At 60.4% G+C, this 12,099-nt stretch carries 13 protein-coding genes; 10 read left to right on the top strand and 3 right to left on the bottom strand.

The window, feature by feature from the left end; genetic code table 11:
- The 10 genes from B3849_RS06665 to B3849_RS06620 form a co-directional block, all read left to right on the top strand.
- Nucleotides 1-330, top strand: a 330-nt coding sequence (locus tag B3849_RS06665; RefSeq protein ID WP_286779930.1) for a 2Fe-2S iron-sulfur cluster-binding protein, incomplete at its 5' end; no start/stop codon positions are given.
- Between the two features lie 10 nt (nt 331-340).
- Complete coding sequence (gene paaZ, locus B3849_RS06660) at nt 341-2,365, top strand: phenylacetic acid degradation bifunctional protein PaaZ (RefSeq protein ID WP_278424982.1); 2,025 nt, start codon at nt 341-343, stop codon at nt 2,363-2,365.
- Nucleotides 2,355-3,125 (top strand): PaaX family transcriptional regulator C-terminal domain-containing protein, encoded by a 771-nt coding sequence (locus B3849_RS06655; RefSeq protein ID WP_278424983.1) that lies wholly within the window; start codon nt 2,355-2,357, stop codon nt 3,123-3,125. Before paaZ ends, B3849_RS06655 begins: the two co-directional genes overlap by 11 nt.
- Nucleotides 3,126-3,180: 55 nt before the next feature.
- Entirely contained in the window at nt 3,181-3,795 is a 615-nt protein-coding gene (locus tag B3849_RS06650) for a ribonuclease D (protein ID WP_005850559.1), read from the top strand.
- On the top strand, nt 3,792-4,754 hold the full coding sequence (locus tag B3849_RS06645) for a KpsF/GutQ family sugar-phosphate isomerase (RefSeq protein WP_005850561.1): 963 nt from the start codon (nt 3,792-3,794) through the stop codon (nt 4,752-4,754). Before B3849_RS06650 ends, B3849_RS06645 begins: the two co-directional genes overlap by 4 nt.
- Before the next feature lie 6 nt (nt 4,755-4,760).
- Nucleotides 4,761-5,369 carry an LPS export ABC transporter periplasmic protein LptC gene (lptC, locus tag B3849_RS06640; protein ID WP_009825618.1) on the top strand — a complete coding sequence of 203 codons (609 nt, stop codon included), beginning with the start codon at nt 4,761-4,763 and terminating at the stop codon, nt 5,367-5,369.
- Entirely contained in the window at nt 5,366-5,860 is a 495-nt protein-coding gene (locus tag B3849_RS06635; protein WP_005850563.1) for an LptA/OstA family protein, read from the top strand. Before lptC ends, B3849_RS06635 begins: the two co-directional genes overlap by 4 nt.
- Complete coding sequence (gene lptB, locus B3849_RS06630) at nt 5,860-6,618, top strand: LPS export ABC transporter ATP-binding protein (protein ID WP_005850564.1); 759 nt, start codon at nt 5,860-5,862, stop codon at nt 6,616-6,618. Before B3849_RS06635 ends, lptB begins: the two co-directional genes overlap by 1 nt.
- A gap of 249 nt (nt 6,619-6,867) precedes the next feature.
- Nucleotides 6,868-7,434, top strand: coding sequence for a ribosome hibernation-promoting factor, HPF/YfiA family (gene hpf / locus B3849_RS06625; protein WP_005850565.1), 567 nt, complete (start codon nt 6,868-6,870; stop codon nt 7,432-7,434).
- 42 nt (nt 7,435-7,476) lie between these two features.
- Complete coding sequence (locus B3849_RS06620; RefSeq protein ID WP_005850566.1) at nt 7,477-7,941, top strand: PTS sugar transporter subunit IIA; 465 nt, start codon at nt 7,477-7,479, stop codon at nt 7,939-7,941.
- A gap of 6 nt (nt 7,942-7,947) precedes the next feature.
- Here B3849_RS06620 and B3849_RS06615 read toward each other — a convergent pair whose 3' ends face one another.
- Genes B3849_RS06615 through B3849_RS06605 form a run of 3 tightly spaced genes read right to left on the bottom strand, consistent with a single transcriptional unit; the run spans nt 7,948 to nt 12,058 of the window.
- On the bottom strand, nt 7,948-9,375 hold the full coding sequence (locus B3849_RS06615) for a sulfotransferase family 2 domain-containing protein (protein WP_278424984.1): 1,428 nt from the start codon (nt 9,373-9,375) through the stop codon (nt 7,948-7,950).
- 2 nt (nt 9,376-9,377) lie between these two features.
- Nucleotides 9,378-11,075 carry a beta-1,6-N-acetylglucosaminyltransferase gene (locus B3849_RS06610; protein WP_278424985.1) on the bottom strand — a complete coding sequence of 566 codons (1,698 nt, stop codon included), beginning with the start codon at nt 11,073-11,075 and terminating at the stop codon, nt 9,378-9,380.
- Nucleotides 11,072-12,058, bottom strand: a complete 987-nt coding sequence (locus B3849_RS06605; protein ID WP_009825623.1) for a glycosyltransferase family 2 protein — start codon at nt 12,056-12,058, stop codon at nt 11,072-11,074. The genes B3849_RS06610 and B3849_RS06605 overlap by 4 nt, the downstream gene beginning before the upstream one ends.
- Between the last annotated feature and the right edge of the window lie 41 nt (nt 12,059-12,099).

Raw genomic sequence — 12,099 nt, 5'->3', positions numbered from 1 at the left:
CAGGGCCGTCTGGCGAAACAGGAAATGGCCAAGCGTAGCGAAGGTCAGGCGCAAACGCAGGTGACCGTGAAAATCGACGGCGCGCAGCACAGCTTTACCATGGCCAAGGGGCAGTCGGTGCTGGATGCCGCGCTAGAGAATAACCTTGATGCGCCTTTTGCCTGCAAGGCGGGGGTCTGTTCGACCTGCATGTGCAAGGTCACCGAAGGCGAGGTCGAGATGCTGTCGAACCACGCGCTTGAGGACTACGAAGTTGAACGCGGATACCGGCTGAGCTGCCAAAGCTATCCGCTGAGCGACACGCTTTTCATTGACTACGACCATCACTAAGGGGCCCAATATGCGCGATATCCAAAGCTTTGCCGCCGGACAATGGATCAACCCCGGTGCCGGTGCACGCAACATCGCAAGTGCTATCACCGGCGATGTGATCGCCCAAGCCGGTAATGACGCGCTGCAGGTTCAGACGATGCTGGCCTATGCCCGTGACATCGGCGGCCCTGCCCTGCGCAAGCTCACATTTCACGACCGAGCCCGGATGCTCAAGTCCGTCGCGCTCTACCTCAATGACCATAAACAGAGCCTTTACGAGCTGTCGTTCGACACAGGCGGCACGCAGGCTGACCACATGATCGATGTGGATGGCGGGATCGGCACGATGCAGGTCTACGCCGCCAAAGGTCGCCGCGAAATGCCGGATGATCAGGTCTATCTTGATGGTCCCGTCGAACAGCTGGGCCGCGCGGGTCAGTTCATGGGCCGCCACATCTGCACGCCGTTGCAGGGCGTTGCGGTGCATATCAACGCGTTCAACTTCCCCGTTTGGGGCATGTTGGAAAAGCTCGCCCCGACGCTGCTGGCCGGGGTGCCTGCCATCGTCAAACCCGCCACCGCCACCTGTCAGGTGACCGAGGCCTGTTTCCGCCTGATGATCCAATCCGGTATTCTGCCAGACGGCGCGATCCAGTTGGTGACGGGAGGCTTGGGCGATATGCTGGACCACCTCGATTGTCAGGATGTCGTCAGCTTTACCGGCTCTGCCGAAACCGCGCTGAAACTGCGCAGCAACCCTGTGTTGGTCGAACGCTCCGTCCGGTTCGCGTCTGAACAGGATAGTCTCAATGCCTCTGTGTTAGGGTCTGATGCGGGCCCCGGCACGCCCGAGTTTGATCTGTTTGTGAAAGAGGTCCAGCGCGAGATGACGGCCAAGGCGGGGCAGAAATGCACCGCCATCCGCCGGATCATGGTACCGCAACCCCATGTGGATGCGCTGATCGCCGCGCTGTCGGACCGGCTGGCCAAAGTCACCATCGGCGATCCCCGTCTTGAAGGCACGAAAATGGGCGCGCTTGTTTCGCAATCGCAGCGCCGCGACGTGCTTGAGAAAGCCGCCCTGATCGGGTCAGAGGCGACGCGTGTCTTTGGTGACCCCGATGCCTTTGCTGTCGAGGGTGCGGATGCGCAGAAAGGTGCCTTTGTCCCGCCGATGCTGTTCCACTGCGCCGATCCCGATGCCGCCACGCATGTGCACGACACCGAGGCTTTTGGCCCTGTATCCACCATCATGCCTTACCGCGACACCGATCACGCCATCGCGCTGCTGAACAAAGGCAAAGGGTCACTGGTCGCCTCCATCATCACCCGCGACGGCGAGACCGCACGCGACATGGTCATGGGCGCAGGCGCGTTTCACGGGCGGCTCTATTTCAACAACCGCGACTCGATGGCCGAGGCGACGGGCCACGGTGCCCCCCTGCCCCATATGGTCCACGGGGGTCCGGGGCGTGCAGGCGGCGGCGAGGAACTGGGCGGCGTGCGCGGCGTCATGCACTATATGCAGCGCACCGCCATTCAGGGCAGCCCCGATATTCTGACCGCCATCGGCAAGCAATGGGTGCCCGGCGCGACCGAGATTTCGGACCGCGACCACCCGTTCACCCGCCGCTTTGGCGCGCTGGATCTGGGCGAGACGTTCAATTCTGCCAGCCGCACCGTGTCGCTGGAGGATATCGAGACTTTCGCCCATTTCACCGGTGATACGTTTTACGCGCATATGGATGACGCTGCCGCCAAGGCGAACCCGTTCTTTCCGGGCCGTGTTGCCCATGGCTATCTGCTGCTGAGCTTTGCCGCAGGGCTGTTCGTGCAGCCTGACCCCGGCCCTGTGCTGGCGAATACCGGGCTGGACAACCTGCGCTTTATGGCGCCGGTGCAGGCGGGCGACAGCATCAAGGTCCGGCTCGGTGTCAAGGCAAAGACGCCTCGCAATGACGAATACGGTGAGGTACGCTGGCACGTGACCCTGACCAATCAGGATGATGCCGCCGTGGCCGAGTATGAATTGCTGACGATGAATGCCTATTGACGACTTTGACCTTGCGATCGCCCCTCTGAAAGACCTTGGCGGCCAGCGCGTCTGGTCTTTGATGATCAGTCTCTTTGGTGATCTGGCCCGACAGGAAGGGCAGATCATCGGCGGGCCGGTGCTGTCGGCGATCATGTCGGCGATGGACGTCCGCCCCGAGGCCGCGCGCGTGGCCCTGCATCGTTTGCGCAAGGACAAATGGATCGCGTCCGAGAAACACGGGCGGATCAGCCATCACAGCCTGACCCCCGAAGGCCGCGCCCAAAGTCAGGCGGCCAGTGGCCGGATCTACGCCACCCCTGACGATCTGCCCGAACACTGGCAAATGGTCGTGACAGATGACGCCGACTCTGGCGCGCTGGAAAAGGCGGGGTTCACCACGTTGATGCCGCGCCTTTATGTCGGGGATGCCGCCCTGCCTGTGCCCAAAGACGCGGCCATGCTGCCCGGTCAGGCTGCCCCCGACTGGATGAAGCGCCAGCTAGAGCCTGCCTCCCTTGCCGAAAGCTATGCGCAGTTGTCAGACGCCTTGCACCATGTCGCGCGCGACCTTGCCGGCGCCGACACGCTGACGCCATTGCAAATTGCGACCCTGCGCTGCCTGATCGTGCATAATTGGCGCCGCCTTGCGCTGAAGCACCCCGCGCTGCCGCGTCCGCTGATCCGCGATGATTGGGCCGGTCTGGTCGCGCATCAAAGGGTTGCTGCCCTGCTTGAAGCCTACCCACGCCCCGACCTGCCGGAAATCGCCACCGCCTGAGGCCGCGCAGAAAGCGATGCTTTCCCAACGCGCGCCGTCAGGATATAGGGAGGGCATGACAAATACAGTTTACCAAAATGACCTGCCCGACGGGCTGAACCTTGGACCGATGGTCGCGATCGATTGCGAAACCATGGGGCTGCATCCGCACCGTGACCGGCTGTGTGTCGTGCAGTTGTCCGGCGGTGACGGGAACGCGCATCTGGTCCAGATTGCCAAGGGCCAGACCGAGGCCCCTAATCTTTGTGCCCTGCTTGAAGACCCGCATGTGCTCAAGCTGTTCCACTATGGCCGGTTTGACATCGCGGCTTTGCTGAACACCTTTGGGGCCAAGGCCGCGCCGGTCTATTGCACCAAGATCGCCAGCCGCCTTGTGCGCACCTATACCGACCGCCACGGGCTTGCCAAACTCTGCCAAGAACTGCTGAGCGTCGATATCTCCAAACAGCAGCAATCCAGTGATTGGGGTGCCGAGACGCTGACCAAAGCGCAGATCGACTATGCCGCCTCGGACGTGCTGCACCTGCACAAGCTGCGGGACGTGCTGAACCAGATGTTGATCCGCGAAGGACGCATCGAGCTCGCGCAAGCGTGTTTTGAATTTTTGCCAACCCGTGCCCAACTCGATTTGGACGGCTGGCCCGAAACGGATATTTTTGCACACGCATGACCACACCTTTCCTAGATACCGCCCGCCGCGTCATCCGCACCGAAGCCCAAGCGCTTGAACAACTGGCCGACAGTCTGGACGACCGTTTTCGTCAGGCGATCGACCTGCTGGTCGCGACCCGTGGGCGGGTGATTGTCACCGGCATCGGCAAATCCGGCCATATCGCCAAAAAGATCGCCGCGACGCTGGCAAGCACGGGCACGCCCGCGCAGTTCGTCCACCCTGCCGAGGCAAGCCACGGCGATCTGGGGATGATCACCGGCGATGATGTGGTGCTTGCGATCTCGAACTCGGGCGAAGCGCCGGAGCTTGCCAATCTGATCGCCTATTCGCGCCGCTTTTCCATCCCGCTGATCGGCATCACCAGCCGCGCGCAAAGCAGCCTTGGCGCGCAATGCGACGTGGTGCTGGAACTGCCGCAACTGGCAGAGGCCTGCGGGACCGGCGTGGTGCCGTCGACATCGACCACGATGACACTGGCGATGGGGGATGCTGTGGCGATTGCCCTGATGGAAAACCGCGCCTTCACCGCCGAACATTTCCGCGAATTCCACCCCGGTGGCAAACTTGGCGCACGGCTTAGCCGCGTCGCTGATCTGATGCACACGGGCGATGCGCTTCCGCTGGTGCAGGTCGATGCCCCGATGTCCGACGCGCTGATGGCGATGAGCAGTAAATCCTTTGGCGTGGTGATTGTCACCGACAGCAACGGCGCGCTGGCCGGTATCATCACCAGCGGCGATTTGGGGCGTCACCTTGAGGGGCTGATGTCCAAAACCGCGCGCGAGGTCATGACGCCGACCCCTGTCACCGTCGCACCCGACGCGCTGGCGGAAAAGGCCGTGGGCATCATGAACGCCCGCAAGATCACCTGTCTGCTGGTGCTGGACCCCGCCCAAGGGGACGTCCCCGCAGGTCTGCTGCATATCCACGACTGCCTACGCGTCGGTCTGGGCTAGGGCGCGATGCAGGGGGACCGTTACACAAGGCTGATCTCTTGGCTCAAGGTGCTGTTCCCCTTGGCAGCGCTTGGCCTGCTGTCGACCCTGTTCCTGCTGTCGCGCGCGATTGATCCCGGGCAGGCCATCCCCTTTGCCGAGAAAGAGGTGCAAGATCGCCTGCGCGACCAGCAGATCACCGGCCCCTTCTTTACCGGCGCAACGTCAGAGGGGGACGAGCTGTCGTTCTACGCCGATGTGCTCACCCGCCCCGACGGGCAGACCGGCATGAACCACGCCGAAAACCTGCGTGCGACGATCAACACCCCCGAGGGATCGACATTTCGCCTGCAATCGGATCTCGCCGATTTTGACATCGCCGAGGACGTGGCCGATCTGCTGGGCAAGGTGATCCTGACGACCTCGACCGGATACCGACTGCAAAGCGAAAAGATCACGTCAGACCTGTCAGGGCTGAATATCCAGTCGCCGGGCGCGGTCCACGGCACTACCCCAGGTGGTACGCTGGAGGCTGGTGCCATGTCGATAACGCAAACAGATGAACAAACCGCCCCCCAATTGGTTTTCACAAACCGGGTGAAGCTGATATACAAACCGAAATCCAAATCAGAGTGACGCACGTGAAACACCTACTGCTGCCCGTTTTCCTGCTCCTTTCCGCGATGCCAATCGCCGCACAAGGGACCAATGTGGCCTTTGGGTCGATCCGTCAGGATACCGGCCTGCCCGTCGAGGTGACCGCCGACAACCTGTCAGTCGATCAAGGGGACGGATCGGCTGTTTTCACTGGAAATGTGCTGATCGGTCAGGGCGAGATGCGCCTGTCCGCCGCACGCGTTCTGGTTGTGTACCGTGCAGAGGCCGAAGGCATCGCGCGGCTTGAAGCGACGGGCGGTGTGACCCTTGTCTCGGGCAAGGACGCCGCCGAATCAGAGCGCGCGGATTACGACATCGACACGGGCACGATCGTGATGTCGGGGAACGTGCTGCTGACCCAAGGGCGCAATGCGCTCAGCTCTGACACCATGAGCGTCAAGCTGTCGGACGGCACGGCGCAGATGTCCGGCCGCGTGAAAACAATCCTGCAAACGGGCAGCAACAACTGATGTCTTCCCCGAATTTGACGGTCACGGATGGCGCAAGCGGTCTGCGCATCGAACACCTGCGTAAATCCTACCGCAAGAAAACCGTCATCCGCGACTTCTCGATGGAGCTGAACCGGGGCGAGGTTGTTGCCCTGCTGGGGCCGAACGGGTCCGGCAAGACGACCACGTTTTACGCCGTGGCCGGGCTGGTCATGCCCGAAGGCGGCACTGTCACGATTGATGGCAAGAACGTCACCACCCTGCCGATGTATCGCCGCGCACAGCTTGGCATCGGCTACCTCCCGCAAGAGATGAGCATCTTTCGCGGGCTGAGCGTGCAAGACAATATCTCGGCGATTCTGGATATCTCTATCTCTGACGCGCGCGGGCGGCGTGAACGGCTTGAAGCCTTGCTGTCGGAATTTTCCATCGAACACCTGCGCCGTGCGCCGGCCTTGGCCCTGTCAGGTGGGGAGCGTCGCCGCGTGGAAATCGCACGTTGTCTGGCTGCCGATCCCAAATACCTGCTGCTCGACGAGCCCTTTGCGGGCGTGGACCCGATTTCGGTGGATGACATCCGCCATCTGGTTGCCGATCTGAAAAAGCGCGGCATCGGCGTGCTGATTACCGACCATAACGTTCGGGAAACATTGGATATTGTGGACCGTGCTTACATCTTGCACGAAGGCACTGTGTTGATGTCCGGCACCCCCGAAGAGGTCGTGCAGAACGAGAATGTGCGCCGGGTCTACCTGGGCGATAACTTCCGCATTTCCTAATCAACTACAGACATATTGCGCTAGTTTCCGCACATCCATGCGCCGGATTCATTTGACAACGCGGCCCAATCACGCGCTCAATAGGACTATGGCGAGACGGCGTATCATGTTTGTGCTGCATCCCCCCCTTCCCAAAGGGATGGTGTCTCTCAAACTCGTCGCATCGTCATTCACCCGCATCTGACCCCACCTTTACCGCATTTTATGCGGCCTATGGTGTTGTCCGGATCATAAGAACAAGGAGAATTTATGCGGTACCAAATCAGTGGCAAACAAATCGACATCGGCGAAGCCCTGCAAACGCATGTGAAAACGGAATTGGGCGAAGCTGTCCAGAAGTATGCTGAGCGTCCGACGGACGCGAATGTCATCTTTTCCAAATCCGGTCACGAGTTCGTCTGCGAAACGACGGTGCACCTATCGACTGGCCTTACGGCGTCAGCGAAAGCGCATGCTACTGATATCTATGGATCTTTCGATTCATGTGCAGCAAAGATGGAAAAGCAGCTGAGGCGCTACAAGCGACGGTTGAAAGATCACCATCGCGAGCGCGCGCAACCGGTTGAACTTTTCGGTGCATCCTCGTATATCCTCGCCTCAGAAAGCGATTCAGACGCGCAGGAACCCGAAACACTCCAACCCATGATCATCGCGGAAATGCAGACCAAGATCGCGACCTTGTCTGTGGGTGAAGCTGTGATGCAGATGGAAATTTCGGGAACGCCTGTCGTGGTCTTCCGCAAAGACGGTCAAGAAGGCGTAAACGTTGTCTACCGTCGCGATGACGGCAACATCGGCTGGATCGATCCGTCGTAACACAAACCGGACCCATCAGCGGCCGAGAACAGAGCGAGCAGAATGAATTTTGCGAAACTCCTAAAGCCGGGGGCTGTCAAAGTCCTCACATCGGCCTCAAGCAAGAAACGCCTGCTCCACGATATCGGGGAGCTGGCGCATAATGCTTACGGCTTGAAAGCCGCCGCGGTGGTCGAAGCCTTGATGACGCGCGAATCCCTTGGTCCGACAGGCGTGGGCCACGGGGTCGCGCTGCCCCACGCGCGGCTTGAAGGTCTGGACAATGTGCTGGGCGCCTTTGTACTTCTCGACAAGCCGATCGATTTCAACGCGGTCGACCGCCAGCCGGTCGATATCGCCTTTGCCCTGTTTGCCCCTGAAAGCGCGGGTGTCGAACACCTCAAGGCGCTGGCGCTGGTGTCGCGTACGCTGCGCAATGCCTCTGTCTGCTCTAAGCTGCGGGCCAACCCGGACCCTGCCACGCTTTACGCGATCCTGACCGAAGCACAGGCAACGCAGGCCGCCTAAGCGGCGCTACCCCCAGCTTTTGAACCCGAACATCATATAGTCCCGTTGGTACGCGTCGGATGCGCGTTTTTCGATGTCGGCATCATAGATGTCGGCCAGCGCATAGGGGTGGGTTGCGGGTCGTGCGGGCAAGGCTGCGGGCGGTTGCACCCCGACGCTTTGCGCCAAGGCTGACAGCTCTGCGGCCAGCTCATCCTCGCGGATGATCCGGTCGGGCAAGGCGAATTCACCGAAACCCTGTACCGCCTGCGCCTGCGTGCACCACGCCTGATCCACACGGATTGCTGTCTGCCCGTTCAGATTCCCCTTGAGGAAACTCAGAAACGCCTTGAACGCCGCGCGATGTGCGTCAGCGTCATAGCTGTTGTCCGGTTCGCCTTTCGGCAACGGCAGCTTGTAGCGGTTGATCAACGTCATGCGCAGCTGCGGGTAGCTGCCTTTGTCCGTGGTCACGATGTGCCGGCAGAACGCGTCATGCGCACGGTCCACCGGATGCCGCAGCACGGTAAAACTGCGGTGACCGGGATGCCGGCGCTTCCATTGGCGCAACTGCTTCTGGTTCAACTTGGTTTGCAGCTTGTCCCGCCCGACACCATCCAGCGCCGCCATCCAGTCCAGCACCTGCGGCTCTGGCCCGCTGCGCAAGGGCAGATAAAGCAACGGAGCTTCGGCCGCCGCGACATAGGACGGCACCACCGGCCCGCGTCGGGGTTCGAAATTCGGGGTGCGGGTCAGGTCGAAGCGATCCATCCGGCCAAGCGCATCCAGCATATCGTCATAATTGCTGACCTTGGCCGAGATCGGGTCGGGGTTCTGCTTCTTCAGACTTTTATCCAACGCCTCTAGCGGGTGATCCACGCCCAGATACCGCGCCAGACCGTTCATCACCTCGACGCTTTGCAGATCCTCATAGGCCACGTAAAACGCCGTCTGCCCCAGCGTCTGCAACCGGTTCAACAGTGTCAGCTGAAACGCCTGAAGCGCCTCTAGGTGGTCCGAGAATTCTTCTTCGTCAAAGACGGCTTGCGCCTTTTTCCGCGCTTTCACATCCGTCAATTTCCACTGCCCCGTGCTGCGCGCGATCTTCCAGCTGACGTAGCTTTCGACAGGGTTGCGCGTCAGGATGATCTTGGCGCAGGTGTCGTCTTCCAGCAGCGGATCCAGAACGCGCGGATCGTGGTTGTGGAAATAGCGAAACCCGCCGATGCCCTTGGTCTTGTCGCGTATCGCAACCAGCAGCTTTGTCGGGTCGTCGTCCCGTGTTTGCTGGTCTACGCCCAAAATCTCGGTGCTTTTGGGGTAGCCGATAAAATGCGGGTTGAAGGCCTCGCCGTGGCAGGTGATCCCGTCAAAGGCGTTCAGGTTACTCTCCAGAAAGTTGGAGCCCGTGCGCATTTCGGCAAAGACGACAAAGCTTTTGAAATTAGAACTCATATTTACTGCACCAGATAGGGTTTGCGCGGCGGTTTCTGGGGGGCCGACATGCCACGTTCAACAGGAAAGTCGCCCATCAGATAGGGGTGCATCCCCTGGTTCTTGAGGTTCTGCAGGAATTGGCCAAAGCCGGTGAGATCCGCCATCTTTGGCACCTCGGACAGACGACCTGTTTTGACCTGCCCGATCTCGTCCAGAATGCTTTGCAGCGGCTCCATCGGGGCTTCGATGAATTCGGCCATCGTCCAGATACGCACCCGCGCCTTGGCGTAATGCGACCGCAGCACCTTCATATGTTCGCTTTCGATCTTTTGCAGCGCGGCGGCGGTGCGGCGAATGTCGGCGAAATCCTGATTGGACCGGAACAACGGCACGGCCCAAGCCCCGGTGATCACCGACACCTGCGCATTCGGATCCTTGGCGATGTTCCAGACGATATCCTGATTGTCCTGCGGGCCGAACTGGAAGCATTGACGTTCGCCACGGGTGTTCCAGATCAGATTGGTCAGAAATGCCTTGGGGTCGTAGTCGCGTATCTTGGCGCTATTGCTCAGCGCCCCGTTGATCGAGTTCTGCCCATCGGCAAAATGCACGCGATCCGGTGCGAACAGATGGCCATGCACCCGCGCGCCGGTGGATTTGGTGAGCCAGGATTCAAAGTTCTCGAACAGCTCGACAAATCCCTGAAAGACGGAATAGGGCGCGGCAGTGACGCCGTTTTCCCAATCTTCATTGGGGAAGCGGCTTTGCATATAGAGCCCCGCCCGCCCCCGCGTGCGCCGTTCGACCGCTTTGGCAAAGACACGGTCGATCTTGCCGGGGTTCGGCTCTGTCCGCTTCATGGCACCCGCCTCATCGGTGAGGAACGCCTCGTAGAGCCTGTCCGCTTTGGGCCATATCTTGCGCGCGACAAAGCAATCGGACCGCCGCAGAAGCTGGAGGTGATCGTCGTAAAAGATATGCGGCTTGCCCTGAAAATCGAACTTGGACAGGGTCAGCGACCGGCTTTCGATCTGGGTCGAATACAGCCGGGCGAGCGTCTGGAAGTAGCTTTCATCCGGTATCCAGACGTGGCGGAAATAAGCGTCGTATGCCGCGCGTTTCGGGTCTTGCAGGATCGCCGACAGGGTTTGCCGCGTCAAGCACCACCATTGCGACCCCATATGCGGCACGACCCCCTTGGGGATACGCCGCTTGAGCCCGAGAAAGCGCTGTACAGCCACCGCCTTGTCGAAAAGATAGCGCCGCCGTTTCCACGAGAAGGGAAAACGCATGGTAAAACGTTCTTCGTCCAGCCCGCCAACGGTCCAGGGCACATCGGCTGTAGTGGCGCTTTCGATAAAATCGGTGCGCGGGCGGGCGGCAAGATAGTCGATCAGCTCTTTCACCGGACGCAGCGGCAGGCATGACCCCGATGCCAGATATACATGGCGCACATCCGGAAAGCGGTTCAGCATCATCTCGGACGCGGTTTGCGAGGCGGCCACCAGCCCCCATGTCCCCCATTCGCAACGGTATCTTTTGCTGAACACCAGCGCGGGCACATCCGCGAGCGCCTGCACAAAAGCATCATGGGTCTGGCGTGGCACCGATTTATCGACGTGGATCACCACCGGACAGCCCGCCGCCGTCCAATGCCGCGCGACCTGTTCGGCGCGGCCAAGGGCGGTGTGCACCAGCATGACGATCCCGACGCTCATGCCCAGTTCCCCTTGGACATGAGCCCCAGAATCTCGAGCTGGCGCCAGTTGATGTATTTCTCGGACCACTTGCCCCACAGCTGCGGGTTCTGGTCGGGGTTGTTGGCATAGGTCTTGTATTCGATGGATTTGGCATAGTGCTGGCCGCGCACAAGTTCCTCTGCCGCCTTGGCGCTAAAGGTATCCAGGAATTTGGCATGAAGCAGCACGCCTGATGCTTTCTCTCCGCCCCATTCGTCATAGACACGGTTCAACCCGCGCGGCAGCAGCATATGGGTGGAACTGACATAGGCATAGCGCCGGTCCCATTTGACCAGGGGCACCTTGTTCAGCGCGGGGGCCTTGGCGGGCTTGTGCTTGAAAAATACCCGCGCACGCGGCCCGCCCTGTATCCACAGGTTTCCATATTTGGCATTGCGCGAGATCGCGTAGTTGCCGCTGTCGAACCACGATGCGATCTCCATCGGGTTCTGCCCCTCTTGATAGGGTTCATCCCCCAACCGTCCCTTGGGGTAGACATCCAGCAGCATCGCGCCAAAGCTGCGGATCTCGCAGTTGTCCAGCCAGTCGGTCAGCGCCTGAACCGGCCGCGTATCGCAAAACGGATAGACAAAGAATTCATCCGGATCGACAACCAGCACCCAATGCCCGTGCGCGTATTTGCGTTTGAGGTAGTTCATCCAGTCGACACCGAACCCCGACCGCCGATAGCTGGCGTCGGTATGCCAGACAGAGACATCCTTCATCCCGCGCAGGTAATCGGCACTGCCGTCGTCGGACCCGTTATCGACAAAGAGAAAGTGGTTGATCCCCAGCTCTCGATAATACTCCAGAAAATACGGGAGCCGGATTTTCTCGTTCCGCATGGTGCAGACAAGCAAGACATCATCGGGACGGATGGCGCTGGTGTTGTCCTGAACATGTGTCAGCTCGGACGACTTGCGCAGCGCCCGGATCAACCGCCGCTTGCGCCGCACGCGCATCTTGTAAGAATCCCAAAGGCTCACGTGTTCTCCATACCCTG

The sequence above is a fragment of the Sulfitobacter sp. UBA4523 genome (genome assembly GCF_002388305.1).
Taxonomy (GTDB): domain Bacteria; phylum Pseudomonadota; class Alphaproteobacteria; order Rhodobacterales; family Rhodobacteraceae; genus Sulfitobacter; species Sulfitobacter pontiacus.
The sequence above is the reverse complement of the archived record's forward strand: the minus strand, read 5'-3'. Positions and strand labels throughout refer to the sequence as shown.

Excerpts from the sequence above, each read along its gene's own strand:
- B3849_RS06645 (WP_005850561.1), top strand. The coding sequence starts at position 3,792 with ATGACCACACCTTTCCTAGATACCGCCCGCCGCGTCATCCGCACCGAA.
- lptB (WP_005850564.1), top strand. The coding sequence starts at position 5,860 with ATGTCTTCCCCGAATTTGACGGTCACGGATGGCGCAAGCGGTCTGCGC.
- hpf (WP_005850565.1), top strand. The coding sequence starts at position 6,868 with ATGCGGTACCAAATCAGTGGCAAACAAATCGACATCGGCGAAGCCCTG.
- paaZ (WP_278424982.1), top strand. The coding sequence starts at position 341 with ATGCGCGATATCCAAAGCTTTGCCGCCGGACAATGGATCAACCCCGGT.
- B3849_RS06650 (WP_005850559.1), top strand. The coding sequence starts at position 3,181 with ATGACAAATACAGTTTACCAAAATGACCTGCCCGACGGGCTGAACCTT.
- B3849_RS06605 (WP_009825623.1), bottom strand. The coding sequence starts at position 12,058 with ATGCGCGTGCGGCGCAAGCGGCGGTTGATCCGGGCGCTGCGCAAGTCG.
- B3849_RS06655 (WP_278424983.1), top strand. The coding sequence starts at position 2,355 with ATGCCTATTGACGACTTTGACCTTGCGATCGCCCCTCTGAAAGACCTT.
- B3849_RS06615 (WP_278424984.1), bottom strand. The coding sequence starts at position 9,375 with ATGAGTTCTAATTTCAAAAGCTTTGTCGTCTTTGCCGAAATGCGCACG.
- B3849_RS06610 (WP_278424985.1), bottom strand. The coding sequence starts at position 11,075 with ATGAGCGTCGGGATCGTCATGCTGGTGCACACCGCCCTTGGCCGCGCC.
- B3849_RS06620 (WP_005850566.1), top strand. The coding sequence starts at position 7,477 with ATGAATTTTGCGAAACTCCTAAAGCCGGGGGCTGTCAAAGTCCTCACA.
- lptC (WP_009825618.1), top strand. The coding sequence starts at position 4,761 with ATGCAGGGGGACCGTTACACAAGGCTGATCTCTTGGCTCAAGGTGCTG.